At 49.3% G+C, this 26,010-nt stretch carries 19 protein-coding genes; 14 read left to right on the top strand and 5 right to left on the bottom strand.

Annotated features, from left to right (window positions below; translation table 11 throughout):
• The first annotated feature begins 251 nt into the window (after positions 1 to 251).
• The 8 genes from Mal48_RS17040 to Mal48_RS17005 all read left to right on the top strand — a co-directional run bounded on the left by Mal48_RS17040 (position 252) and on the right by Mal48_RS17005 (position 9,132).
• Entirely contained in the window at positions 252 to 794 is a 543-nt protein-coding gene (locus tag Mal48_RS17040; protein ID WP_197441781.1) for an RNA polymerase sigma factor, read from the top strand.
• A gap of 50 nt (positions 795 to 844) precedes the next feature.
• On the top strand, positions 845 to 1,444 hold the full coding sequence (locus Mal48_RS17035; protein WP_145202284.1) for a hypothetical protein: 600 nt from the start codon (positions 845 to 847) through the stop codon (positions 1,442 to 1,444).
• On the top strand, positions 1,441 to 2,163 hold the full coding sequence (locus tag Mal48_RS17030; RefSeq protein ID WP_145202281.1) for a DUF342 domain-containing protein: 723 nt from the start codon (positions 1,441 to 1,443) through the stop codon (positions 2,161 to 2,163). Before Mal48_RS17035 ends, Mal48_RS17030 begins: the two co-directional genes overlap by 4 nt.
• A gap of 49 nt (positions 2,164 to 2,212) precedes the next feature.
• On the top strand, positions 2,213 to 4,888 hold the full coding sequence (locus tag Mal48_RS17025; RefSeq protein ID WP_145202278.1) for a DUF1549 and DUF1553 domain-containing protein: 2,676 nt from the start codon (positions 2,213 to 2,215) through the stop codon (positions 4,886 to 4,888).
• 73 nt (positions 4,889 to 4,961) lie between these two features.
• Positions 4,962 to 6,263 (top strand): DUF1501 domain-containing protein, encoded by a 1,302-nt coding sequence (locus tag Mal48_RS17020; protein ID WP_145202274.1) that lies wholly within the window; start codon positions 4,962 to 4,964, stop codon positions 6,261 to 6,263.
• Between the two features lie 226 nt (positions 6,264 to 6,489).
• Complete coding sequence (locus Mal48_RS17015; protein ID WP_145202271.1) at positions 6,490 to 6,786, top strand: EF-hand domain-containing protein; 297 nt, start codon at positions 6,490 to 6,492, stop codon at positions 6,784 to 6,786.
• Positions 6,787 to 7,224: 438 nt separating this feature from the next.
• Positions 7,225 to 8,286, top strand: a complete 1,062-nt coding sequence (locus tag Mal48_RS17010; protein ID WP_145202268.1) for a ComEC/Rec2 family competence protein — start codon at positions 7,225 to 7,227, stop codon at positions 8,284 to 8,286.
• Between the two features lie 231 nt (positions 8,287 to 8,517).
• Entirely contained in the window at positions 8,518 to 9,132 is a 615-nt protein-coding gene (locus Mal48_RS17005) for a hypothetical protein (RefSeq protein ID WP_145202265.1), read from the top strand.
• A 141-nt stretch (positions 9,133 to 9,273) separates the two neighbouring features.
• On the opposite strand, the gene Mal48_RS17000 is transcribed toward Mal48_RS17005, so the two are convergent.
• The 5 genes from Mal48_RS17000 to Mal48_RS16980 all read right to left on the bottom strand — a co-directional run bounded on the left by Mal48_RS17000 (position 9,274) and on the right by Mal48_RS16980 (position 20,458).
• Complete coding sequence (locus Mal48_RS17000; RefSeq protein ID WP_145202262.1) at positions 9,274 to 10,134, bottom strand: formylglycine-generating enzyme family protein; 861 nt, start codon at positions 10,132 to 10,134, stop codon at positions 9,274 to 9,276.
• Between the two features lie 4 nt (positions 10,135 to 10,138).
• Entirely contained in the window at positions 10,139 to 13,609 is a 3,471-nt protein-coding gene (locus Mal48_RS16995) for a mechanosensitive ion channel domain-containing protein (RefSeq protein WP_197441780.1), read from the bottom strand.
• 564 nt (positions 13,610 to 14,173) lie between these two features.
• A complete protein-coding gene (locus Mal48_RS16990; protein WP_145202256.1) occupies positions 14,174 to 15,478 on the bottom strand; it encodes a Trx7/PDZ domain-containing (seleno)protein in 1,305 nt (434 codons plus the stop codon).
• Entirely contained in the window at positions 15,475 to 19,689 is a 4,215-nt protein-coding gene (locus Mal48_RS16985) for an outer membrane protein assembly factor BamB family protein (RefSeq protein WP_145202253.1), read from the bottom strand. Before Mal48_RS16985 ends, Mal48_RS16990 begins: the two co-directional genes overlap by 4 nt.
• Before the next feature lies 1 nt (position 19,690).
• Complete coding sequence (locus Mal48_RS16980; RefSeq protein ID WP_145202250.1) at positions 19,691 to 20,458, bottom strand: DUF480 domain-containing protein; 768 nt, start codon at positions 20,456 to 20,458, stop codon at positions 19,691 to 19,693.
• Between the two features lie 534 nt (positions 20,459 to 20,992).
• Between Mal48_RS16980 and Mal48_RS16975 the strand changes: the two genes are divergently transcribed.
• The 6 genes from Mal48_RS16975 to dnaB all read left to right on the top strand — a co-directional run bounded on the left by Mal48_RS16975 (position 20,993) and on the right by dnaB (position 25,926).
• The gene (locus Mal48_RS16975) at positions 20,993 to 21,625 is read left to right on the top strand and encodes a 50S ribosomal protein L25 (protein WP_145202247.1); all 633 of its coding nucleotides are present in this window, start codon (positions 20,993 to 20,995) and stop codon (positions 21,623 to 21,625) included.
• Positions 21,626 to 21,658: 33 nt separating this feature from the next.
• Positions 21,659 to 22,246, top strand: a complete 588-nt coding sequence (gene pth, locus Mal48_RS16970) for an aminoacyl-tRNA hydrolase (protein WP_145202244.1) — start codon at positions 21,659 to 21,661, stop codon at positions 22,244 to 22,246.
• A gap of 124 nt (positions 22,247 to 22,370) precedes the next feature.
• Positions 22,371 to 22,796 carry a 30S ribosomal protein S6 gene (rpsF, locus tag Mal48_RS16965; RefSeq protein WP_145202241.1) on the top strand — a complete coding sequence of 142 codons (426 nt, stop codon included), beginning with the start codon at positions 22,371 to 22,373 and terminating at the stop codon, positions 22,794 to 22,796.
• 33 nt (positions 22,797 to 22,829) lie between these two features.
• Positions 22,830 to 23,312 (top strand): single-stranded DNA-binding protein, encoded by a 483-nt coding sequence (locus Mal48_RS16960; protein WP_145202238.1) that lies wholly within the window; start codon positions 22,830 to 22,832, stop codon positions 23,310 to 23,312.
• Positions 23,313 to 23,451: 139 nt separating this feature from the next.
• Positions 23,452 to 23,964 (top strand): 50S ribosomal protein L9, encoded by a 513-nt coding sequence (rplI, locus tag Mal48_RS16955; protein WP_145202235.1) that lies wholly within the window; start codon positions 23,452 to 23,454, stop codon positions 23,962 to 23,964.
• A gap of 570 nt (positions 23,965 to 24,534) precedes the next feature.
• Complete coding sequence (dnaB, locus tag Mal48_RS16950) at positions 24,535 to 25,926, top strand: replicative DNA helicase (RefSeq protein ID WP_145202232.1); 1,392 nt, start codon at positions 24,535 to 24,537, stop codon at positions 25,924 to 25,926.
• Positions 25,927 to 26,010 lie beyond the last annotated feature (84 nt).

Raw genomic sequence — 26,010 nt, 5'->3', positions numbered from 1 at the left:
TTTTGCCGGATTTCGTTGAACAGCGGAACTCTCCGCTTCATAACAAACAGGAAACTTAGGGAAGAGATCCGGCCTTGCGGTTCAGGATTTGCTTTCTGGCGTGAACAAAGAAAAAATGCCTTTGAGTTGTAAGTTGTTACTAGAAAGTGGTTTACGGGGTTCATCTCCCCCTCCTCGCGGATTTTGGTGAACTTTATCAAAATAAAAAAGAGCTCCGATGCATCTTAATAGCAGGCGAGGGGAAGTATTTCGTGGAAACTGATGAGTCAAAACAGCTTGATCCTGCTCGTTTGACGAAGTGGCACGATGAATACTTCTCTCAGTTGTCCGCTTTTTTGTTTGGACTGTTACGTAATCATGCGCTGGTGGAAGAGACCGTCCAAACGACTTTCACGAAAGCGTTGTTATCTGGAGGAAATGTTCAGCCTGGATCGGAAAAAGCCTGGTTGTTTCAGGTTGGGTATCACGAAGCCATGGCAATTCGCCGTAAGGCTGGGATTCATAAGCGAGCCGTCAGTCGAGTTGAGAATCAGTTGAGGGCGACTGAGAACTCAGGGCGTCATTCAAGCCCTGGTGAAAATCTTCTCCAGTGGGAAACCGCCAATAAAGTTCGCGAAGCCCTGAGTGAACTGCCAGACAATCTGCAACAAATCGTCTCCCTGAGAATCTATGAAGAGAAAACATTTCAGCAAATCGCTGATGAATTGAAACTCCCTTTGGGGACCGTCCTGACGCGAATGCGTTCGGCATTACAAAAACTTCAGGTCGTCTTGAAACGCGATCTTGGTCAATAAGCACGATCCCCACTGACCGGGATCAGCAGAGTGATACTGATAGAAGAATTATGTCCGAGACCAATCACAATTCTGAACTGTTGCTTCAGGCACATCGCTATTTCACCGATGAGATGCCCGCAACTGAGCGTGCTGAATTTGAGACGCAACTCAGTTCGAGCCTCGCTGCTCAGGACGCCTTGGCGGACGTTGTTTTGATTCACCAAGGCCTGCAGTTGAGTGAGGGTAAGACTTCTATCGCTTCTTCGCAGTCCAGTGCTGTTTCAAATCTGTGTACTGTTTCGAGCGATCAGCCTGCTCATGCCCGGCGAAGTATTGTTCGAATCGCAGCACTGCTGACGACATCGCTGGCCCTCCTTGTTGTTGTCGGAATTGGCGTAAGGGATCAAGCATCGTCTTCGAATTCAACTTTGCAAAATGTCGCTGAGGTCGATTCGGAGGGGCAATCAAAAGATCTCGAAGCGATGGCATTGTGGACACTGATGAGTACCGACGAGCATCTGCCTGCCGAGTCAAATGATGAGGCGAATGCAACGCACGCAGCGGTGGAACTCGATGTTCCAGATTGGATGTTTGCAGCTGTTGAAGCATCCAGCTTGGAAGACGATCTGGATTTCATGAATCATGGAGAAGATGGAGAGACCTTATGATTATGCCTCGTCTTCTTCGAGCTTGTACGAGAAATTTTACTGGCTTGTTGACAACTGCTTTGCTGGTAACGGTGCTGTTCACTCAGGTTGGTATTGAGTCGCTTTTCGCCCAGCAGAAAGTTTCCGGGCGCGTCTCGATGACGCCAGAGCGCGAAGCAGCAGGATTGGCTTTTGCGAAGGAACATCACGAGGAGCTGTCTTCGCTGCTGTTGCAACTCAAAGAGATGTCTCCCGGAAAATATGAGTCTGCGATCTCGGAACTCTTTCGCACCAGTGAACGATTGTCGCGTTACAAAGATCGATTGCCAGAGCGATACAGCATGGAACTGGAACTCTGGAAGATTGATTCACGCGTCCGATTGTTGGTAGCCCGTTCTGCCAGTGGAATGGAAGAGGAGACACGCGAGCAGGCGAAGAAGCTGTTGATGGAACGAAACCAGCTTCGAAAAACACTCTATCAAGCTGAGCAAAAAAAACTTCAGGAACGTCTCAAACGATTAGAAGAACAAGTTGCTCAACTGGAAACTGAAAGTGAATCAATTGCAGATCGCGATCTTGATCGCTTAATGAAATCGGTTCGTTCACGATCGATCACCCGTAAGAAAACGGTGAACTCGAAATCGCAAACGACGGCGAGACAAAAGGGGCCGAACCAAAAAGAAGCTTCGCGAAATAAGAAATCTGCTTCGAATAAAAAGTCCCCACCAGAAAAAAGATGAATCGACAAAGACTCGTTTCGCTGATCTTCGTCAATTGAAAAGGTTTTCAATGAACTCCATGAAACTCTCTCTCCTGATCCCGATTTTCGCGGTTGTTGCGGCCTCGACGTTGCAGTCGACCCATGCTGCGGAAACGATCGAAAGTGTGCGACAGCGATTTGAAGGTCAAAACGTTGAAGAAATTCCTGACTTCCAAAAGCACGTTGTTCCAATGATGGGGCGACTCGGGTGCAATGGTCGTGCGTGTCATGGATCGTTTCAGGGACAAGGAGGCTTTCGTCTCTCCCTTTTCGGCTATGACTTTAAGATGGATCATGAAGGGATGGGTGAGCGAATCGACCTGGATGAGCCGGTTGAAAGTTACGCACTCCAGAAAGCGACTCTCACTGAGACCCACGAGGGTGGGAAGCGAATGGATGTGGGAAGTTGGGAGTACAATATCTTCTTGAACTGGATCAAAGGCGGAGCGAAGCCTGTTGAGAGTCCGGTTGAACTTATCGAACTTGTGGTGACCCCCAAAGAAGTTGTTTTTTCCGGGAAAGGGCAAACGGAACCTTTGAAGGTTATTGCAGTTTGGAAAGACGGAACTCAAGAAGATGTGACCGTCATGTGTCGCTATACCACCAATGACGACATGATTTGTTCGATCAATGAAGATGGAGTTGTGTCGTCGGGAGAAGTTGGGGATTCACACGTTGTGGTCGCTTACGATAAGGCTGTTGTTCCCGTTCCTGTGCTGCGACCTGTTTCAGATCAAACGGGAGATCGTTATCCGCAAATCGCTGGACGGACCGACATCGACCAACACGTGATTACAAAACTCCGAAAGATGGGTATTGTTCCATCAGATGTTTGCGATGATGCGGAGTTCTTGCGACGGGTGAGTCTCGACATGACCGGCACACTGCCGACTCCAAGTCAAGTTCGTGCATTCTTGGCGGACAGTTCTCCTGACAAGCGAGAGCAGAAAATTGACGAACTTCTTGAAACTCCTGCTTATTCAGCTTGGTGGACAGTTCAGTTGAGCGACTGGACGGGCAGCTCAGATGCCTCGTTGAATAATGTCAACCCAGCCTCGCGTCAGCGTGGGAGTCAAGATTGGTACGACTGGATCTACAAGCGAGTCAATGAAAATGTTCCTTACGACGAGATCGTAGAAAATATTGTCGTCGCCAAAAGCCGTCAACCAGGCGAAAGCTATCGTGAGTATTCCGAACGCATGAGTCATTATGCCGCTGACAAGAACGCGTCGTTTGCTGATCAGGAAGGACTCATCTATTTCTGGGGACGAAACACATTCCGTCAAACTGAAGACCGAGCCATTGGATTTGCTTACACGTTTATGGCGACACGAATCCAGTGCGCACAATGCCACAAACATCCATTTGATGTTTGGACCCAGACCGATTTTCAGGAGTTCGAACAGTTCTTTGCCCGCGTGAATTTCGCCAGGAATGGGTCTGACCGCGCGGAATACAACAAAATGATTAAAGAGCTCGGACTGGAAGGGCTTCGTGGAAACGAGCAGCGACGAGCTGTAGAAAAAGCACTCAAAGAAGGGAAAGCGATTCCATTTCCGGAAGTTGTCATCAACAAACCTCGTCTCAGCCCGGCAGCAAGGAAAAGGCTGCAAGCCGCAAAGGCGAAAGGTCGCAACGTGAAGATACCTGCGAAATCTGCCAAGCTTTTGGGAGAGCAGGTCGTCGATGTTGGTAACGTTGATGATCCGCGAACCGCTCTGATGGACTGGCTTCGCCAAAGCCCAACACAACTCTTTGCAAAAGCGTTCGTTAATCGCGTGTGGGCCAACTACTTCAACAAGGGCATCGTCGAACCGACTGATGACCTGTCACTGGGGAATCCTCCCAGTAACGAAGCGTTACTCAATTACCTTGCACAAGGGTTCATCGATAGTGGGTACGATATGAAATGGGTTCACAGACAGATCTGTCTCTCCGACACCTATCAGCGCTCATGGAAACCGAATGAAACAAACATTCAGGATGAACGAAACTTCAGCCGATCTGTCCCGCGACGACTCCCAGCGGAAGTGGCATTCGATGCCCTTACGATGGCGACAACCAATGATGCACGTGCAAAAACGTTCTCCAGCGATTTGAAAGGTCGTGCCCTGACACGGACATCACCTCCACGAAATGCAAATTCTGGAACCGACTATGCACTGGCAGTCTTTGGACGTTCAAGTCGCGAAAGCAATTGCGATTGTGACCGCTCATCGGAAGCAAGCCTGCTGCAAACGCTCTTTGTCCGCAATGACCGAGAGACGCTGGAAATGCTCGACGGTCGAGGGAGTTGGGTCGCTCAGCTGACCGGTCGACAACCCAATAAGAATGCTTCCAACAATCGACAGGCCAATCGACGAAAAGCTGGCGAACAGATGTTCAAGAGTCTCATGCGGCAACTGGTGAAGGCTAAGAAATCCAAGGATACTGAGCAAATCGCTTTGTTAGAAAAACGAATCGCGAATGTTGAACGACAGCTGGATAAGCTTCCCAAGGATGAACAGAAAACGAAGAAGCCAGCGGACTTTGTCGCAGACCAAGCCGTGGAAGAGGCGTATCTCCGCACCGTCAGCCGTTTTCCAACTGATCAGGAACGGGAGATTGCATTGAGTTATGTCGCCGGTTCGGATGACCCGGGAGCAGGGCTCAAAGACTTAATGTGGGCGTTGATCAACACGAAAGAATTCATGGTCAACCACTAATTCGCGACTTCAAAACAACGCATTCATCGAACACAACTCATTTTCATACAGACACTTTTCAAGGAATTCTACAATGGCTTTACATAAAACCTGTGATGGTCTGGCACGGCGTGACTTCCTCAAGGTGGGAGCAGTCGGAGCGTCGTCACTTTCATTAGGCTCGTTTCTCAGGATGAGCGAAGCAGGGCAAGTCAACTCGGCTGCCAAGGCAAAGTCAGCAATCTTTATCAATTTGCCTGGTGGTCCGGCGCACAGCGATATGTTTGATCTGAAGCCGAACGCGAGTGATGAGTACCGTGGAGAGTTCAATCCTATCCAGACAAAAATCCCAGGGATTGAAATTTCTGAGCACCTGCCCAAGCTGGCCTCTGCGATGGACAAGTTTGTCATCTTGCGTGGAGTCAGTCATACGTTGGCCGCTCACCGTCTGGGATCAGAGTATGTCAACTGTGGGAACCGACCACTCCCTTCTCTCTCGTTCCCGAGTTACGGTGCGGTCGTCACCAAAGAGATGAGTGGTCCGGAGGACTTGCCACAGTTTGTTTCTATTCCCCGGTCCTCACAAACTCCGGGCTATTTGGGCGTGAAATACGCTCCGTTGCATACGAATGCAACTCCAAGCCCAGGTCGTCCTTTTTCGGTCCGAGGGATTACTCTCGGCAATGGCCTGACTGTGACTGATGTCGAAAAACGACAAGGACTTCTCAATAACCTGGATACAGCTTTCGCTGGTTTTGAGAAACAGAATCAGCTTCTCGAAGGTTTGGATCGTTTCTCAGAGCAAGCCTATTCGATGATCACATCCAAGCGTGCTCGGAATGCCTTTGATGTGAATCAAGAGAACAAGCAGTTCGCTGCTCAATATGGTGAAGGAGCATTCGGCCAAAGCTGTTTGCTTGCAACCCGACTTGTTGAGTCAGGCGTTCGTTTTGTCACAGTTTCCACTGGGGGATGGGATACTCATCGCGATAACTGGAATAGGCTAAAAACAACGCTCCTGCCGAGTTTTGATGAAGGTCTTTCAGCACTCCTCAACGGGCTGCATGAAAAAGGTTTGCTGGAATCGACTGCCGTTTACGTGACGGGTGAATTTGGGCGAACACCTAAGATCAACACCGAACGTGGTGGTCGCGATCACTATCCACGCTGCATGTTTATGCTGATGGCGGGTGGTGGAATTTCTGGTGGTCGAGTGCTTGGTGAATCCGATGCGAATGCAACGGAACCACTCAACGATGGATTCTCTCCAGACGATGTCGCAGCTTCGTTCTACCACAATCTGGGGATTGATCACACGAAAGAGTACAACACTAATACAGGTCGACCTGTGATGATTGTTCGCGAAGGAAACGTGATCGAAGAGTTGTTCGCTTAACGAATCTCTTTCGTCTGACTTCTTTTCTATGTACTGAGTTCTGTGTACTGATTAGCACCGCTCATTCGAGAGCGGTGCTCTGGCGAACTGCGCCAACATCGTTTTGCTTGAAGAGAATGATCTTGTGCGGAATTTTTTTTCGACGTTTCAGTTCTCGAAACTTTTTCAACGTCTCTCGGTTTCAAGTGGTATCCACTTTCCCTTTCCTTCTCTTGGAAGAATTTCAATGAAAAAAGTGCTCTTTACGATGTGCCTTGCGTTGGGCGTGGCGGTAACTGCTCTCTCAGCAAATGCTGAAGAAAAACCTAAGAAGGGCAAGAAACCCGACCTCGAAGCGATTTTCAAAAAACTTGACAAGGACAAAAGCGGCGACTTGACGCTGGAAGAGTTCAAAGGCAAACGTGACGAAGAAAAAGCGAAGAAAGCTTTCGCGCGTCTCGACAAAGACAAAAACGAAAAGGTCACGCTTAAAGAATTCAAAGAACGAGGACAGCGCAAGCCAAAACCAAAGACTGACAGCTAGGAGCAGTTTCCTGTTTCTTCTGTCCGTGAAGAGCTCATTTCTCTAATGACAATGCTGTTCGCCACAAGGCAGAAGGCGAATTCCAATTCGAAAGCTGCTCAAAACGCTGTCAGGTTGTGAATGCAATGAAGAATTCTCTCGGCGGATGAGAGATTCAACTCAGGTCTTCGGAACAGCGGGATCATCCTGAATGGGTGATTCCGCTGTTTTTGTTTTGAAGGATTTCGTCAACCATTTTTGTTGGTCGGTGAAATCAGCTTGCGTGAATTGAAAATTCACAGGGAATCGGCGACGCTATGCCAGTTGGTCATCGCCATGTTTTCATGAGCAGTTTGCTCTATCGTGTGCCAGTGTCGACCGCATTCACCTGTGAAATTGCTGTGTGCCACGAGACTGAAGGCGAACAGCAATTCGAAAGATGCAACAAGGATTATTCACATGCGTCGTTGGATTCAAACTCTTTCCCTGATTCTCTTGATCGGTGGAAGTTTTCCGCTCTCTCTTCAAGCTGAGGGAAAAGATGGAACCCTGGACATCTACTTCATTGATGTCGAAGGAGGCGCTGCCACGTTAATTGTCACTCCAGCCGGCGAATCCATTCTGATTGATTCAGGCTACCCGGACTACAACGGTCGCGACAGAGACCGCATACTGGAAACTCTCAAGGATCAGGCGGGTCTGGACCATCTTGACCATGCGGTCGTGACGCATTGGCATCTCGATCATTACGGAAACCACGCAGCCTTGGCTGCCTTAATTCCAATTCACAACTTCTGGGATCGTGGTATTCCCGACGCACTTCAGGAAGATAAAAAGTTTGACGAACGTATCGCGAATTACCGGGCGGCTTCGCAGAACAAATCAAAGACCCTCCGCGCTGGCGAGACATTTGATTTCGACTCAAATGGCACGCCATTGAAAATCACCATTGTCTCAGCGAGTAGAGAGGTGATTGAGAATACGGGCGAACCGAATCCATTTGCGAGTGAGCACAAACCTAACCCGATCGACAAGTCTGACAATGCCAGCAGTATCGGGTTTCTCTTAGAGTTCGGGGATTTCCGTTTTCTCTGTTGCGGTGACCTGACCTGGAATCTCGAAGCAAAGTTAGTCACTCCCAATAACCCCATCGGACAAGTTGACTTATTCATGGTGACGCATCATGGGTTGTCGACCAGCAACAATCCAGTATTCGTCAAGGCGATTGATCCGGTTGTGGCTGTGATGTGTAATGGGCCAACGAAAGGGGGACATGCCGAAACGATTGCAACTTTGAAGTCGTGTCAGTCTTTGAAGCACTTATATCAACTGCATCGAAATGTCACTCTCGGAGCAGACGAACAGACACCTGCGGAGTTCATCGCCAATTCAGAGCCGACCGTGAACTGTGAGGGAATCGGAGTGAAAGCGACAGTCGCTGCCGATGGGACCAGTTATACGGTTCAGATTGGTCAGGCAGGGACGCGAAACGAATACGAGTCGCGCAGTTCCAAGCATTGAGCCCTTCTTTCCAATCCCAAAAACTTTGCCGAAGCCCGCTTGAGAAAGAGCGGGCTTTTTTTTTGAACCCCGAAAGAAAAGAGGCTTACATCGCAGGGTGTGGTAAATTTGAAGTGGGTCCACCACCCTTCGCAATCACAAGTCAAATTGCGATTGCGAAAACCATGAGCGTTTTCGCTGCGACGGTTTTTTCCGTCGCAGCGACCTCATTTTTCATTCAAGAGGTTTGGGATGTTTTCAACGAAAACAATTTGCACGGTCTGCGTTGTTTCGCTTATGAGTCTTTGTTGTGGAGACTTATCCGAAGCGAGCGGTCCATACCATGTTGTGAAACATGGGAAGCATATCAAGCATGGTGGGGCGAGCTATTATGCACCGGCCCCCTATGGAGGAGCCTATTCGAATTATGGGTATGGCTACGGATCGTTTCAGTATTCGCAGCAGTATTCGAAACAGTATTCTCCTCGGGTTGCTGCTCCTGCGGTGAATATGTCGCAGCCCGCTCCTCCTCCAGGAACAATCGGACAAACATTTATCCTCCCTTCGAGACCTGTCCCTGTTGAGAAACATCCTCGTGTGGGAATGATTGATGTTCGAATTGCTGATGCCAAAGAAGTTGTCGTCCATGATATGAATCCGATGCGAACCGAAGCGACCATTGATGGATTTCGAGATGCAAAGGACCCTAATATCTGGCACTTTGAAACCAAGCCTCTCTATCCAGGTCTGGAGCATATCTACCGGATTCAGGCAAAAGTGAAGGATCCCGACGGAAAAGAAAAGAAGGTTGAACGATATGTTCGCCTGATTATGGGACGTGTGGTTGAGATCAAGATTGAGTCCTGATGTAAGAAACTTGATCTATACCATTTGTTTTGGCGGTTCGCATTCCCCTTGCGTGCCGCCTTTTTTCGTTGGCTTGTCGAGGCAAACAGCAATCGAAATCGACTTCGCGCTGCTGGATCTGATTTCAAAGGCTTCGGTTCGTTATTCCTGACTCAGTACGCAGCGAAAACCAACGGCATCATCTCGACCGGATTTGGGGAACGGCAAGCGAGCGGAGGATGTGAGGCGGGAAAAAGGATCTTTCCAGGAACCACCACGAATTGTGGCAAGGTTCTCGTTAACTTTTGTGTTCTCGGAGTAGTTGGGCTTCCAGTCATCCGAGCAGTATTCCCATAAGTATCCATGAACATCGTAAAGCCCCCAGGGATTGGGTTTGAGAACGCCAACTTCTGGGTCGTTCCCAGCCGCATTCCCGGTGTGCCAAGCATATGGATCAAGCAGAGAGGCCTTATTCCCGGCGTCTCCGGGGAGTTGAGCCTTCTCTCCAAAGCTGTAAGCTGTCGTTGAGCCTGCACGTGTGAAGTATTCCCACTCCTGCTCAGTGGGCAATCGAACGACTTGTTTTGGCTCAATCAATTTGTGTTGAACCAGTAGATTGGTAACTTTTCTACAAAACTGTTCAGCTTCCGCGATGGTCATTCGTTCGGCTGAATTTCGTGGTCCTTTCCAGCGACTCGGGTTGCTGCCCATGACGGCTTCATACAGGTTTTGATAAACCTCGTATTTGGAAACCGAGAATTTCTTTGTGAACGTGACTTCGTGAACTGGACGTTCTGATTCAGGGCCAGAGTTGGAGCCAATCGAGACCGTTTTGGGAAACTTACCCTCTCCGGGAGTGATCTCGATAAACTCGCTTCGGAAAATTTTCAGCAACTCAAGTGTTCCTGAAGAGTTTTCTTCTTCAGCAAATGACTCCAACGGAGCCAGCATCATCACAAGCGATGCGATGAAGAGCGGTGCAGTGAAAAAACGTGACTCCGTTAGCCGTAAGAAATTCAACATCAGGTTATCCTTCAGCGTCGCTTTGTGGTGTTACGATATGAGTTTCGGAGGCGTCGTTTGTGATGGGCAAATGGACCGATGACCGAACGTGCAGGTCACGCTGAGGAAACGGGATTTCGATCCCAGCTTCGCTGAACTGCCGATTGATTTCGACGTTCAGTTGGTGAATTGTTTCGACTCGATTATCCAGGTTAGGAAGAAATGCCCGTAGCGTGAAATCGAGAGAGCTGTCGCCAAACGTATCGAATGTAACCGACGGTGATGGGTCTCTCATCACGTGAGGTTGATCACGGATAATTTTCAACAACATTTCTCGAACCGTTTCAGGATCTGTTCCGTAAGCGACTCCAACTTGGAGGACGATGCGTGTTGTGCTGTCGGAGAGCGTCCAGTTGAGTAGCTTTCCAGTGATGAATTCACGATTGGGAACAATGTACTCTTTGCGGTCCCAGTCAACGATTGTCGTCGAGCGAATGCGAATTCTGTTGACAATTCCAGAGACCCCATCGATGGTCACAACATCACCAATGCGAACCGGTTGCTCAAACAGGATGATGAGACCAGACACAAAGTTGGCGAAGATCTCCTGCAGTCCAAAACCGAGACCAAAGGTCAAGGCTGCTGCTAACCATTGAACTTTATCCCAGCCAATATTCAGTGGTTCGCTGATTGCCAGAATTCCGATGACTGCGATTCCATATTGAATCAATGCACCGATTGCGTATCGGCTCGATTTTTCGATAGGCAACCATTCGAGTAGGGTGATTTGCAACAGCCCGGGGATGTTTCGAGCGGCGGTTGCGGTGAGAATTGCCACGACAATCGCGACAAGGAGATTGGGAAGCCGAAGGTCAGTTCCCGGAAGAGTGAAGTCATCAAAGTAATGGAGTGCAGGCAGTACGTCGGTCCAGATAAACCAAACACCGACAAGCAGAAAGACAACAACGCTTGTGTTGAGAAGCCTTCGTGATTGGGCACTGACTTCTGCAAGGATTGACTTGCTTTCTTGGATTTCGCTGGCTGTTTGATTCCGTGCGGTTTCGTGGTCTTTATCGATCCTTGCAAGTGCAGCCCGAGCTTCGCGAGCCTCTTCAATTGCTAAACGTCGATGGCGAAATGTCAGCCAGCGGAGAAAGAGTGCTCGGATGAAAAGCACTCCAAAGATAAGCATAATCGTTTCGGCAAGTTTCAAGGCAAGCCGATCGGAAGCGTATGTGAATCCAGAAGCTGTGAGCGTAGCGAGCGCTACCGGAACGGCAACGGAGAGGAAGTGCAAAATTGTCGAAAATCGGTCGGTCCAGCCATTTCGGTTTGCGTTGACCCAAGGACTGATCGCACCCTTTTCGTTACCGACGAGTTGATGAAGAGCCGATGCCAGTAACAGGTAAACAGCAATCGAAAAAATTCGCGAGAGCGATTCCGGCTCCCCCTCTGAATTCCATGCAGTCAGGACGGCGATCATGACAACGAGTGGAGTCACAAAATAGAGAAATGATTGAGTCTGTTTTGCGACAATTTCACAGGATAGTTTTGGCCAATTGAAGTGTGACTGAGCCAAACCTTGTGGACGGTGGACATTGCGTATGAACTCAAGGCAAAACAACCCCGTCGCAACAATGAGCAAGTTGGAGGAGAGGTTGATAAAGTGTGGGAAGTACGGGAGATTGGGATCAATAAGGTTGGAGGCGACATTCAGTCTCCAGCCAATAAATAAGATTGGCAACGGCAAAAGGAGTGATTTGCTGAAAGTCATCAGCATGGACTGGACGGTCGGTTTCATTGATGTGTTGAGCCGACTCGCTGCTTTTTTTCCAGTTTGCTGAATCCGTCGCGATTGCCGGGACTGGGTGACAATTAAGAATCCCCAGATCACAATCATGAGCGAGTAGACAAACAGGTGTGACCAGAAATCGGTAAATAATAATCCGATGAGTTTTTGCCAGATGTCGGAATCAAACAGGACTCGCAAGCTGTTGATATCACTTGTTAGAGTCCGAATCGACAATGGATCATGGCTGCGAATCCAGAGGACGCGGCGATCAATATAGGTTGTGATTTCGTTGCTGAGTTGAATGAGGTACGCTTGTTCGGCGTTGTAGTTGTCGAGTTCTTCCGCGTACTGATCGTAAATCAAAATGAGACGATCCAGCGCTTCTCTCTGTTGGGTCAATGCCTCTCTGAGTCGAACTTCGGTGGGGTCAATCTCGTCTGCGTCCTCGTCGGAGATTTCGATGTCATTGTTTGTATTTGGCAGAACTGCAGCGATTTTTTCTTCGAGATTGTCGAGTTTTTTTCTTTCTTCACGCGTTTCGAAGTAGCGAATTTGCGTCTGTTCGTAAGTTTGAGAACGACTTCGGATTTGACTGTTTAAAACGTCCACGTCAGGGATGGTTGAGCGTTGTTGTCGTAGACGCATTCCGAAAGATCGGCTCGACCCTATCCGGCTTTCACGGCTTTTGACCTGTGCGAGCGATTCGGCGAGCGATTCTCTCTCTTCTCTCGATTCAGAGATTTGTTTTTGCAGTGCCTGGAGTTTGTTTTGAACGCTGAGTTCGACGTCAATGATTTTCGTTGTGTGTGTGAGAATCCCGGCAAGTTCTTTCTTCCAGGGTTCTCCTGAATCCAAGGCCCGCTCGGCTTCTAGCGTGATGTCTTCTTTGAGTGTCTTCGCGTTTTCCCGTCTTGCCGTATTGACCGCATCCGTGTAAGCCTGAACTTCTTGCTTGAGACGGTCGACGCGAAGGTTCGCGAGTTCTCGTTCCATTTGTGAGAGTGCAACTGCTTCCTTGGCACTACTCAAGGAGAGTTCGGTTTGCAGCATTGTCGGTTCAAGCTCTAGCCGTTTTTTTGTCGCGAGTAGCGAGGCCTGTTCCGCTTTTGAGATCAGCGTGGTCTCTTCCGGTGACGGAAGTTGAGTCAGTTTCTTCTTGGTTGCTTCAAGCTCAGCGGGAATCGCAGCGAGGCGGTCCTTCTTCGCGCGCTGCCGCTCGGTTCGACCTTCGATTCGCGCTTCGAGGCTGCTGAGGTTGGTTTGAGCTTCCGCTAGCTCAGCCTTCTTGACGGCAAGATCCTGCCCGAGATTGACGAGTTCTGCATCGTTGGGAGGAGTCTCGGGTTTCTTTTTCTTCAGATCAGCGAGTTCACTTTGAATGTGGTTTCGGAGATCATCGACTTTCGAAAGATCGTTCTTCGCAGCCTGTTCTCGATTCGAATACTCAGCTGCCGTGGTTAACTCAACAATGGCGTTCTGAATAGAACTGAGTGCAGCTTGTTTTTCTTCCTCTTTTAACTCCGCTGATGACTCGATTTGTGTCTTCAGGGAATCGACCCCTTCACGTGTCACTGTCTGGGTGCGCGCTGCTTCATTCTCATCGGGAGCTTGCTCGATGACAGGAAGTTGAGCAGACGCAATTGGAAGGGAGAGTGAGTTCAGCAGAAAACACGAAAGCAGTAGAAGATAGGATATCAAACGCATAGTCTTGTTTCGATTATCATCCATGAAAAATGAAATTCTCAGACCCTCGCGAGCTACTGCTTGCAGCCAAAGCGAAAGGCAAACCTGAGAAGTGAGTGCGAGTGAGGTTGCTAGAACACTTTCGTGTTTTTCGTGCCCGTGGAGAGTGCTTTTTCATGTGGGAATTCGCACATGTCCACGTGGCAGACGCGTACATCGTTGTCAAAAAAGCTCTAGTCAGTGACCGACATAGGAAGCAAGTGTAGCAACTGAAGCCACGAACTTCTTCTCCTGAGCCGAACGCTTTGTGACGCCTGCTCTTTCTAGAGCTGAGCCTGAAATTTGAAATTGCTCTCTCAAACGTTGAGGAAAGCAGCTGTTCCAGAGGTTTCTGGACTGGTTTTAAGAGCATCTTTCGAATTGGTTTGCAGGATCTGCCTCGTGGCGAACAGCGATTTCAATTGAGAAAACTGTTCTTCACGGGGACACGGTAGAGCAAACATCTCTCAGGCACACTTTTCAATTGGTCGGATTGGTATGTTGCGATGCGATTTTCTTCACCATCAATTCACCTGTGTCTGGCGATCACTTAACGAGTTCGACTTCCGCTGTATATCGTTTCCCATTTCGAATGTACGTTAACGGAAGCTTGTCTCCAATTTTGTAGTTCATCTTGAGATCAAGGTTCCACTGCTGATTCGTCATCGCGATTGGTTTCCCGTCCATCTCGATCAGGACATCTCCAACGCGGATACCGGCTTTCTTTACAGCCCGCCCGGGAGCTTTTGAACCGTTAATGAATTTGACTTCCAAAGCTCCTTGAGATTCGGGAATGTTCAACGCTTTTCGTTTTTTCTCATCAACAGGTGGAGCCCAGGTGTTCAAATTTGGTGTCACGGACCAATTCGAACCCCGCCAGGATGCATCAGTGACTTTCCAGCCCTTCTTCAGCGAGATTTCGTGCGGTCCGGATTGGCTCCCGGTGACCTTCAGCATCACATCATCGTTTGGGAGATGGTGCAGAACAAATTGAATGTCCGCAATCGACGCAATGGCCTGTCCATTGACCGATTTGAGTTCTTCACCAATTTTCAATCCAGATTGAGAAGCAGGTCCCTGAGAATTAATCGATTCAATTTTTGTGCCGTGATCGCGGACTATTTCGAGACCAATATTCTGGGGCAGAGGGTAGCGATAAAAATTGTCGTTCGTGAACGTTCCTCTTTCCTGAGCGATGCGATTTTCGGCATCGTGAATCATGTGGCAGTGTATGCAGTTTTTGCGAGTGGTCAGTCCTTCGAGAGAGGCTGCGTTCGCCATTCCGGGGAGTTCGAGAGCAGAGCGAATTGCTTTTTTAGGGCCTCGTTTTTGTGCAAGGCTTTCTTTGTTCTTGGGGTAATTTTTGTGTAACTCCAGCACTCGTTCCATTGTCTTTTTGAGGCCTGTGATGGAGTTGTAGGCGTCGGCACCTTCAGCGCTTTGGGTTCCGTATCGAGCGTAAACAGTTCCATCTGCATTGATGAACATGGCTGCCCAGTTGAGGTCATGATCGAATTGAAACTGATCCAGATCGACTGCTTTCATTTCAACCTGGCGGACTGGGATGAAATGTTCCTTTGCCATCTTTGCAATGGTGTCACTGCCGTTTGCGACTTCTGCGTCGAATCCTTTGCAGTCGCGACACGGGACGCAACGAAAGGTGACGAACAGCGGCTTGTTCTCTTTTCGAGCTTCAGCGAGAGCACTTGGAATGTCGTTGTAGGTCCAGAGGTCAGTGACTGCTCGGGCGTGGTCGTCGTTAATGGCTTCCAGAAGCCGCGGGAGTTTGTCAGCAGCAAGGATTGGAGAAGCACAAGCGAACAAAACGAAGAGATTGATTGTAAACTTCATTTCGCAACATCCTGATCTTGAGAGCTAGGAGAACTCGGAGAAAAGTTAACGTTCACGATAGCAGTTCGTGTCACCAGCGTCACGACTCCGGAGTCAATATTTCCGTTGACGCTGTATTTCACAACTGGGCTCAATGACTCCGCTTTGTACAGTAATTTTCCTGTTTGGCGATTGAAGAGTTGAATACGGCTTCCGGGGGTTTGATCGTCCATCATCTCTTCGGGAAAGCGTGTTTCCGCGGTCACAAAGACGGGCAGGTCGACTGGTTGATCCACTGAGAATGCGGCGTTTTCGAGATTCGATTCCCATCGCAAACTTCCATCATTGCGACTGATAGAGATGATCGGTCCATTCACCATCACCCGCCGGTATCCATCGTTCTGCTGAGCAGCGTTTAATAGGCGCTCGTCTTCAATCGTTCCGGAGAGAACAATCAGAATGTCTTCTTCCCCGACACTGCAGACAATCTTCGAGGTCGGATCGGAAAGGTTGAGCTCATGAGTCGCAAGTGTCTTTCCGCTTTGAGTCTCCAGGATTTCAAGAGTGCCGTCTGCACCCAGTACGCCTGTCCAGCATCCGTCTAGCTCAAATGGAATTGATCCCGCCTTCCATTCTCGACTCCAAACGACCTGCCCGGAGGCAATGTTCAGCCATGTCAGTTTCAATGGAGTTTGGCTCGCCTTGAGTTCTTTCAGGCTCGGGACATCTCCTTTTTCGATGAGTAAATGAGTGCCGGAAGAGAAGAGGATTGAGTCCAAACTGATGGGAGCATCGCGCTGTTCGACAACACTTCCATCCAAGGCGGAATAACTCTGCAGCCGACCCGTTTTCTCGCTGAGGACGCAAACGATATTTTCATCACCAAAACAGAGTGCCTCTTGCGGCAGGTCAAAGCGTCTCCAAAGTTCCTTTCCGGTTGCGGTTTCATAGGCGACGAGCATTCCTTTTTGTTGAATGCAAAAATACCCTGCGCGGACCGGCCCAACGATCGTTGTGAAATGCCCAAACTCATTCATTCGCTCAGCAGGAAGTTTGGGGAACCCTCGCCGTTCTGGAACTTCGCGAGTTTGAAAAGAGAGCATATGGTTTGTGCGGTCTCCGAGCGTGTCGATTCTGGCTCCGTTTGGTGGCCACAATAGTTTCGCACCTCGGTGGCCATCTGCATTGAGTGGGCTGATTCCGTAAACTTCAGAACCGACTTGAGCAACGATGAAACCGTCCACGTTCCATGCTTTGACGAGTTCGTGCTCCAATCGCAACACGCGATCAGTTCGCGGTAAATAGGCAGGCCAGGGGCGTTCCCATCGCTTTCCAGAAAACCTGACAGCTCGATGCCCCGGAAACTCAATGTCGAGATTCAGGCCAACATGTGGGGTTCCGTCGATGTTCCGAATTGAAATTGGATCGAAGTACAGATTACTCGAACCACGAGCCATTTGGTGAATGGTTGGCTCCGTAACAGGCCAGTTTGATGTCTCTGGGGTGGAGTGAGTTTCAGAGAGGAAAATCGTTTTTTCCGCGACCTGTTTGAAATCGAGAAGTCGTTGGCTCAGGCTCGATTGCAGGCTCTCCGGTTGGTCATTCTCGACATTTTCTAATTCGAGGGACCAAGGTGTCGAAGAAAGAATCTGTGCGAGGAACTGGCTTTCCTCGGGGTTGTCCAGCAGGCGGTGTTGGAAGGCTGAGCGGAGTGAAGCTCTGATTCGTTCTCGATCCTCGTCAGACAGTGACTTCGTCGCTTTCGCAAGTTGGGCAGCGATCCAGCGATCTATGCGGAACCGCCGCATTCTTTCTGTTGCAAAGTCTTCAGCAATTGGACGGGTTAACTCTTTCCCAAGAAGTACAGCGACTCGTTCCCACTGTTGGCTTTTCAAAGCGAAGTCAAGATTTGCTCTGAACCAGGATCGGATGAACTCCGGCTTGTGGATCTGTTCTGAAGGAGTCGCCATCGATTCGGTCTGATTTGAGTTCGAATCGTTCCGTACAGATTGTCGAATGAATTCCTGAGTGAGTTGCAACTCGCTTTGGCGATGCTGATTAGAGACTTGCGACTCTTCGTCTTGCGTTTGGTCTTCGTCGTGAACGGTGATGTCCAGATTCGTAAGTTCTGCGGCCTCGTTTGCTTCAAGTTCGGAAAGGACTCGCCAGACCGGTGAAAGTTGTTCGTGGGCATCAGCGCTTTCACCAATACGCTGCAACTTTCGCATCTCTGAAAAGCTGGCTTCGAACAAAGCTCCGTTGTATGTGAGGAAATTTCTTGGTCGTTGCAAATCGGTGACGTTGTAGGGAATCCATTTTGAGAGCAGGTTGAAACGGGAATGCTCCGCCTCTCCCGACTCCAGATTGATAGATGTCCATCCCTGTTCGCTGTCGGGAAGAAGATAGTCTGTTGTAGAGGAGACGCCTCGGCCGGCAGGAACATTGAGAGGTGTTTCCCACAGAAGTTTGCCAGTTTGAACATCCAGGCATCGAGCCGTGTTGGCTCCGATGAGCAGAACACCATGCTGAGAACTTGCCGTCGCAATGTACAGCGTGTCTTCTCGATCAACGGTCCAGAGAACGTTTCCTGTCTTCCGATGGAACAGTGTCAGGTGCTGGCCTTCCGGACTGGCGAATGCAACATAGTCTTCAAAAATGAGTGTTTGAATTTCATGCCATTCGGACCACCATTGAAACCCAGTGAGACCGAGCTTGGGCTTAAGAAGTCCGGTCCCAGATTTTGGGACGTCGTGTCTGGAATATCGATACGCCCAGTCGACGCTCCAATCGATGAGGTCGACCACTGCAAGCAAGCCAGCCGAGGTCGGGCAATACGCCTTTCCATCAGAAATTTGAATCGTGCAGGCAATAGATTGGCGACGGTCATCACGTTTTTCGAGGCTGGGACTTTCAACAGGGCGGGAGACCTCAGCGAGCATCAACCGCCGTTTCAATTTTCCGGTGCTTTTCTCAAGTGCCAGTAAATTGATTTGTGAGGTATGTCGGTACTCTGCCAGGACGAGTAACTCTTCACCGAAGACGATGGGGGGACCACAAAGGAATGCTCGCGATTTTGCCAGCGAGCTGTTCGTCCAAACTTCTTCGCCCGTTGCAAGATCCAGGCAGGTCAGGCGGTTTGCTGTTTTTCGATTTTTCTTCTTGGCATCGAATTGGCTTCCTTCTTCATTCGCTTCTGTGAGGTAAAGATGTGTCTCGTCGCTCGCCATTTTGGAGTAGAGCGATTCACCAAAAATGCGAAAGAGAGTGGCTCGAGTGAGATTCCAGGAGCGGAGTGGGCTCTCGACTTTACTGAGTTTTTTGAGAATCCTTGCTCCGTACTGATCGAGTGGGCGACTCCATACGAGTGTGCCATCGTTGATTCGGCGAGCTTCGATTTGGATTGGAGTAACAGTGACCAGCAAATCAGCGTGGAAGATTGCTTCCCAGGGCGAGAAGGGTGACAGACCGTTTTCACGAAGGTCACGCTGCCCTGCCTGAATTGTTTGAATTGCTCCATCAGAGAGTTTGTAGTCAGTCGTCCAGGCGGGAATAATCGAAGGGCGAAAACCTTTGTCGAGGAGTTGTTTTTCAGGTTCGCTCTGATGAGTCGAGCTACCACTGGTCGGAAGTTGACCCTGATCCCACCGTGCCGCATTCCAGAGTTTGCGAGCAAGTTCTCCTGAAGTTGTGAGTGGGTATGTTGAAGCAACAACTTTTAGAAGTTGTAGATCGTGAGAGTCTCTGGCAACTTGAAGTTGTTCATGCGCTTCTGGCTCGGCGTGTCTTCGGTAAGCCTCAAGGACCGATTTCGGTTGTTCGAGCAGCAAGTCTCGGGAGAGCGTGCGAGGTTGGTGTAAGCTTCCGCGGTAGAGTACGAGGCCCGGTTTTTCTTCTTTGAGGACTTTCTTAATCAGTTCGGCAATGCGAGCATCGTTATTGGAGCGAAGCTCTGCCGGGATGGATTGAATCGTTCGTTCTAACTCTCGATTTCTTGGAACCGAAGCAGAGAAAGAAAAGTTGAGTGGCTCGGTGGCTTGGTCCGGTTTAGGGACCTTCTCTGGTCGGGCTTCGGATTCTTTTGATTGCTGTGGAGTCGGAGTCTGTTGAGAGGAAGCATCTGGACTGAAGGCAGCGATTGTGAGCATGCACAACGCGACTCGCAGCCAAAGCTGTCGACTGTCTCTGAATTTATAAGAACCTGGACGGGCGATCCCGGCTGACGGTCTATTCAATTCAAACTCCTAAACTCCGTTTGAGTTCGTCGAGGTCCTCTCGCATGTCGCTGACTGTTTGTCGAAGTGACTCAACCTCAGAGCGAAGACTGGCTGTTTCATCACGAACTTGATTCAGTTCGTGAGATGAAGGCTGCGCCGCTGCAGGTTGCTGCGCCACCTGCGCAGGTGCGGGATGTTGAATTGGTGCAGCGACTTCAGGAGTCGGAGCTTGCATCTTTTCGAGTTGCTGGCCCTCAGTTTCGAGATACATATTGTGGTCGACTTCGATTCCGCGGCGTTCGAGATCTCCACTGGCCTGAATGAATCCTTGTTCCTGTAGTGACCTGAGTTCGTTGCGAAGCTCGGTCAAACTCTCAATCGGAACCATACGGCTTGCGCGTGAGCGGAGTTCACCCAGCTGTTGTTTTCCTCGCAGGAATAATTCCGCCATGATCGCGAGTTGCGGTTCGTTGAATGGGAATCGCTTGCGCATGTAATGTCGGAATCGTTCGGTCCGACCGGACTCTGGATGGACGACTGCGATCAGGCCTAGCTCTCGGAGTTCGTCGAAGAGATCCCAGACAGCCCCTTCTGTATAATTCGTGACTGGGTCACGATTACTCTTCTGGTTCGCTCCCGTCGTAGAGGCTTTAAGAGTCAGCGGGTATTGATCTGGAGTCGTCAGCCCTTTTTCAATCAGGACTCCCAGGACTCTCCGTTGACCCTTTGTCAGCTGGCGAACGAGTGGGGCTTCTTCGTCAAACCGATTTTCGTACGATCCGCTCATATTTCTTTGAACCATCCAGTGATTACGCGGTGATGACAGATGACTTGTCGGCTCTCTCAAAAATCCGTGGCCGAAAACTTTCTCAGTGATCATTTCAGTGATCAAAAACCCGAATTCGAATTATTGCAGCAGTTTCTGGCGTTTCACTGAAAAAGAAAATACCAGTTCTAAGCTTTGGAATCAAAATCGATTGTGAAATTGAGGCCCAAAGACGAGAATCCCATTCCGGGCCTTCCCTTACGCAGACAAAAAGAGTGTCATGGCCTCAGGAGACTCCGGAATCGGCGGAGTCCTCCAGAATCTGTTCTGGCGAGTCACAGGAGTTCAGCTCAGTGCAGACGTTTTGGAATAGGTGTTAAAAGCATGAGACGGAAGTCTTGAATTCGTACAATAGAGACACTATTGTGCGGGACTTTCCGCTCCGGGTGGAATTTAGAGAGACGTATTGTATACCTGTGTACACGTGAAGATTGCCGTGTTCGGGTTGTTAGGTGATACGCTTTTTTGAAGTAACTCTTCTGAAAACAAACAGTTATGTCTACGATCGAGAAAATTGAAGCACAAGCTCGTACTGTCCAAGGTACGACAGCGAGTCGCCGCCTTCGAACTGAAGGGATTGTTCCCGGAAATTTGTATGGCCACAAAAAGGGTGCGGTCTGCATTCAGCTGCAAGGTGAGGTTGTACATGCCTTGATCAAAGACGGTGCAAAGGTCGTAGACCTCGAAGTCGATGGAGAAGGAGAAACCGCTTTGCTTCGTGATGTCCAGTGGGACACATTCAGTAAGCATATCCTGCATGTCGATTTTCTACGTGTGGACCCTAATGAGCGGGTTCAGGTTGAAATTCCCGTGATCCTGCGTGGAACTTCTCCAGGGGTTTTGGCAGGCGGTCTTCTGGACCACCAAATGCATGCCTTGGAGATTGAATGTCTGGCAGTTGAGATTCCCGATTCAATTCAAGTTCGAATCGGAAGCGTCAACATCGGCGATGCAATTCACGTCAGTGATCTTGAAGATTTGCCACGCGGAGTGAAAGTCATCAGTCCTGAAGATTCAGTTGTTGTTCAAGTGACCGAAGCTGTTAAAGAAGAGGAACCAGCTGCGGACGATGAAGCGGCAGGTGAAGAGGGAGCAGCTGAGGGTGGTGAAGCACCTGCTAGCGAATAGTATTGATAATCAGGCTCTGGCAGGTTCGAAGCCGTGAAGATCGTCGTCGGCCTTGGTAATCCAGGCAAAAAGTACGTGGGGACACGGCATAACATCGGTTTTGATGTTCTAGCTGTATTAGCCCAAAGGTTTTCAGCGGATCGCTGGAAGTCAAGTTTTGAGGCAGAGGTGACTGATATTCAAATTGGTTCAGAGCGAGTGGTGCTTGTTGCTCCTCAAACCTTCATGAATCTCAGTGGTCGTAGCGTTCGTGCAGTCGTGAAGTTTTATAAGGTTTCACACAGCGAATTGTTACTCGTTCATGATGATATGAATCTGCCGACTGGTCGTTTGCGACTCCGGGGAACTGGATCTGCAGGAGGCCAAAAAGGATTGCAAAATACAATCGACCAACTTGGGACTTCAGATTTTGCTAGACTCAGAGTTGGAGTCGGACGTCCACCTGGAAAAATGGACGCAGCCAACTACGTTTTGCAAAAATTTAGTAAGTCCGAGTTTTCCAAAATGGAACATTGTGTCGAACGAGCAGCATCTGCTGTTGAATGCTGGGTTCAGGATGGCGTTGAAAAAGCCATGAATGAGTTCAATCAAACAGCGCCTGAAGATGGTGAATCTTTGTGAATTCACAAGGTTTGCGGCAAAGCTCGACAAAGATTTTTAGATCATTTTTCAACAAGTTCAAACATTAACTGCAAAGCTGTCATTCCGGGACAGTCTGGATCAAGAAGAAATCAAGGGGAAGACATTGGCTGAGCGACTTTATGAATGTATGTTCCTGCTGGATAGCGGTCGCTACGCACAGGACCCACAAGGAACTGAGAAAATCGTTCAAGAGATTCTGGAACGATGCGAAGCGGAACTCGTTGTTTCAACGCCATGGCAGGAAGGCAAACTTGCCTACGAAATCGATGGCCATCGCAAAGGCTTGCACTATCTGACTTATTTTAAGATGGATGCTTCGCAAGTCACCGCATTTGCCAGAATTTGCAAGCTCAATGAGGTTGTGATTCGGCAGTTGCTATTGGATCACGATGAGAAATTGTTCTCATTGTTGACTCAACAGGTTCAACCGCCAGAATCTGAAGAAAGTCAGGAAGAGCCCGTTGCCGTTGGTGCCGGTGCCGAAAAAAGTAGTACTGATGATGCCAGCAGTACTGAAGGCGATAAGTAATTCGTCATTGTTTGCAACTCGTAAGGGAGTGTCATGGCTAGTTTTAATAAAGTCATCCTTGTTGGAAATGTGACCCGTGATCCAGAGGTCAAGTACATCAACAATGGAACAGCCGTGACAGATCTCGGCTTGGCAGTCAACCGAAGCTGGTTCGACAAGCAACAAAATCAAAGACGTGAAGAAACGACCTTTGTCGATGTCACATTATGGGGTCGACAAGCGGAAGTCGCAGGCGAATATCTGTCTAAAGGACGTTCTGTCCTGATCGAAGGTCGCTTGCAACTCGATAGCTGGGACGATCGTGAAACCGGAAAAAAACGATCCAAGCTTCGAGTGATTGGTGAAAACATGACAATGCTGGGAGGTCGTGGTGATGGCGGCAAAGCCCCTTCTCGCGGTCCATCCAACCAAGGACAGCAGAGTTCAGGACCGAGCGGATCACCAAGCGATGCGGTCGATTCCTTTTACGATTCTGGGCCATCGTCAAACGTCTCTGATGATGACGTTCCATTTTAGAAATACTAACAAGACTGCTGAAATCGTTATCATTTACTGAAGTGACGGTCTCTGATTCAGATATTGTTAAAGATCATTAATTCCAAGAATCATTCGTTTATCAGAGAGACAGCTTTCGAGCTGGTCCAGGAGTGAAGCCATGGTCGTTCAACGCAAACGAGGACAACGCATTCGTTCAGCCGATCGAAAAGGCGGAGTCGAACTCATGCTGGCAGAAGATGTTCCGAAACTGGGTAACCAGGGGGAAATCGTCCGCGTGAAGCCCGGTTTTGCTCGTAACTACCTCATCCCAATGGGGCTGGCCACAGTTGCGACACCTGCAAATAAAATGATGGTCGAAAGCCATCGTAAACGTCAGGAAGAAGCTCAGATTGCTCGCCGTAAATCGATCAAAGCTTTGGGCGATAAGATCAAGAATTACAGCGTGACTCTCGAAGCCAATGCCACTGATGAAGGCCAATTGTATGGTTCGATTGTTGCCAGCGATGTAAGTAAAGCACTCAAAAGTGCAAACTACGAAGTCGAACCATCACATGTCCAAATGGAAGGTCCGATCAAGTCGCTCGGAATGTACACCATTCCAATTATCCTGGACCATGAAGTGAAAACAGAAGTCAAGGTTTGGGTCGTTCCAACAGCCTCGATCAAGTAATCTCGGCGGTCATATTCGACATCTTCGGTTTATTGAAAGCTTGCGTTCTTGGTTTTGCAATCTTTCAAACGCTGATTTTGGCTTGAGAATTCAGTAACATCCCGTCAGGTTTCTGGCGGGATGTTTGCATGTCTGCGGAAGTTTTTTTAGTGTGAGCCGAGTGCTGCTACTTTGCTACACGTGTTGTTTCAGATGAGTCTCTGAGGCGAGATGTTGCGAGCATCTTCAGTGCTTGTTGAACCTGTGAAGTTCATTTTCAAGACTTTATAGACTGTTCACCGCGAGGTGGAACGTGCAGATCAATACCGGATTTGCTTGAGAAAATCACTCTTTGGAACCACTGAACGATTGCTCCAAACGCATCAGGCGAGACAATGGCCTTGCTTAGGATGCTTTCGTGTTTATCGCGTTCAAGAAGCTCGATTTCGCGACTCCATAAGTTGCTCGCCGCAATGCAGAACTTGAAGACCGAAGTGAGATTTGCTCTGGCAGGGAATTCAATTCTTCCCTCTTGCCTGATTCAACACAGATCAGACAGTTCAGGATTTTCTGCTCACTGAAAGGAATATCATGGCCAAGGCCAAGAGAAAGGTGAAGGACTCAGGGAGCACGGCTTCAGACTTCCTTGGAAAGGTTCCACCGCAAGATCTTGAGGCAGAAAAGTCTGTTCTCGGAAGCCTGCTCTTTTCCAGTGAAGCCTTTGACGAAGTCATTCAGCACATTCAGTCACGCTGTTTTTATACTGATGCGCATCGCAAAATATTTCAGTGCATTCACGATATGTACGAAAAGGGCGTTCGGGCGCTTGACGTGATTACGCTCAAGCACGAACTCGAAAAGCGTGATGAATTCGAGGATATCGGCGGAGCAGTTTATCTCAACGAAGTCATGGGAGCGGTTCCGCATGCTGCTCATGCAGAGTATTACGCCAAAATTGTGCGCGATACCTGGTTGCAACGGAGTCTGATTGAAGCCTGTACAGATTCTTTGCGTGAAGCTTATCACGGCAACGAGGATGTTGAAGAGATCCTCGCCAAAGCGGAAAAGCGGGTTTTCGGGATTGTCGAGCAGCAGGAGAACATCGATAAAATTGATATCTCCGACATCCTTGATTCCACTTTCCAGCGCATCTATGAGCGGATGGACCAGGAAGGAACCGTCAGTGGTCTCCATACTGGGTTCAACGGTCTCGACGATTTTACAAGTGGGTTTCAGCCCTCTGAGTTAATCGTCCTTGCAGCTCGCCCCAGTATGGGGAAAACGGCACTTGTCTGTAACTTTGCGATGGCCGTCTCCAAGGCAGAGCGCGGAGTGTTGCTCTTCAGTCTGGAACAATCCAAGATTGAACTTGCAGAACGTTTGCTCTGTATTCAGGCCAAGATCAGCGGGCATAAACTTCGTCAGGGAGAGCTCGATGAATTCGAGCAAAGCATGCTCATGGAAGCTTCCAATGAGATGCGCAAATTCCACATGTTCATCGATGACACTGCCGGCCGAACGATGTCGCAAATTTCGGCAATCGCGCGTCGTTTGAAGCGGCGGGCCGTGTTGGATATCGTCATTATCGATTATTTGCAGCTCATCGAAACTGAAGATAAGAGCATGCCGCGGGAGCAGCAGATTTCTTCGATTACACGGCGGTTGAAGTTCCTGGCGAAAGACCTCGATATCCCAGTGATCGCTCTCGCGCAGTTGAATCGTGGAGTTGAACAGCGGGAAGATAAACGCCCACGTCTCTCCGACTTGCGAGAAAGTGGAGCCATCGAACAAGACGCCGATATCGTGATGTTCCTGCATCGCCCGGAAGCCTACGACCCAGAAGATCGCCCCGGTGAAGCTGATCTCATCATCGCGAAAAACCGCCACGGCCCCATTGGAACTGTTGAACTCACCTGGCTGCGAGAAATGCTCAAGTTCGGCGACAAGAGCCCGATGACCCTCCCCGAAGGGATGGACTTTTAATTCGCTCAACAGCGGAGCCGAAGTGAACGTCATAGTAGTCCGGGACCATTGTCCCGGACAATCCTGACGGGATGCAGTTGCCTC

The sequence above is a fragment of the Thalassoglobus polymorphus genome (assembly GCF_007744255.1).
In the GTDB taxonomy this organism is placed as follows: Bacteria; Planctomycetota; Planctomycetia; order Planctomycetales; family Planctomycetaceae; genus Thalassoglobus; species Thalassoglobus polymorphus.
The sequence above is the reverse complement of the archived record's forward strand: the minus strand, read 5'-3'. Positions and strand labels throughout refer to the sequence as shown.

What these genes read in the sequence shown, in the direction of transcription:
- Mal48_RS17035 (WP_145202284.1), top strand. Translation starts at nt 845, where the DNA reads ATGTCCGAGACCAATCACAATTCTGAACTGTTGCTTCAGGCACATCGC.
- Mal48_RS17030 (WP_145202281.1), top strand. Translation starts at nt 1,441, where the DNA reads ATGATTATGCCTCGTCTTCTTCGAGCTTGTACGAGAAATTTTACTGGC.
- Mal48_RS17025 (WP_145202278.1), top strand. Translation starts at nt 2,213, where the DNA reads ATGAACTCCATGAAACTCTCTCTCCTGATCCCGATTTTCGCGGTTGTT.
- Mal48_RS17020 (WP_145202274.1), top strand. Translation starts at nt 4,962, where the DNA reads ATGGCTTTACATAAAACCTGTGATGGTCTGGCACGGCGTGACTTCCTC.
- Mal48_RS17015 (WP_145202271.1), top strand. Translation starts at nt 6,490, where the DNA reads ATGAAAAAAGTGCTCTTTACGATGTGCCTTGCGTTGGGCGTGGCGGTA.
- Mal48_RS17010 (WP_145202268.1), top strand. Translation starts at nt 7,225, where the DNA reads ATGCGTCGTTGGATTCAAACTCTTTCCCTGATTCTCTTGATCGGTGGA.
- Mal48_RS17005 (WP_145202265.1), top strand. Translation starts at nt 8,518, where the DNA reads ATGTTTTCAACGAAAACAATTTGCACGGTCTGCGTTGTTTCGCTTATG.
- Mal48_RS17000 (WP_145202262.1), bottom strand. Translation starts at nt 10,134, where the DNA reads ATGTTGAATTTCTTACGGCTAACGGAGTCACGTTTTTTCACTGCACCG.
- Mal48_RS16995 (WP_197441780.1), bottom strand. Translation starts at nt 13,609, where the DNA reads ATGCGTTTGATATCCTATCTTCTACTGCTTTCGTGTTTTCTGCTGAAC.
- Mal48_RS16990 (WP_145202256.1), bottom strand. Translation starts at nt 15,478, where the DNA reads ATGAAGTTTACAATCAATCTCTTCGTTTTGTTCGCTTGTGCTTCTCCA.
- Mal48_RS16980 (WP_145202250.1), bottom strand. Translation starts at nt 20,458, where the DNA reads ATGAGCGGATCGTACGAAAATCGGTTTGACGAAGAAGCCCCACTCGTT.
- Mal48_RS16975 (WP_145202247.1), top strand. Translation starts at nt 20,993, where the DNA reads ATGTCTACGATCGAGAAAATTGAAGCACAAGCTCGTACTGTCCAAGGT.
- Mal48_RS16960 (WP_145202238.1), top strand. Translation starts at nt 22,830, where the DNA reads ATGGCTAGTTTTAATAAAGTCATCCTTGTTGGAAATGTGACCCGTGAT.
- rplI (WP_145202235.1), top strand. Translation starts at nt 23,452, where the DNA reads ATGGTCGTTCAACGCAAACGAGGACAACGCATTCGTTCAGCCGATCGA.
- dnaB (WP_145202232.1), top strand. Translation starts at nt 24,535, where the DNA reads ATGGCCAAGGCCAAGAGAAAGGTGAAGGACTCAGGGAGCACGGCTTCA.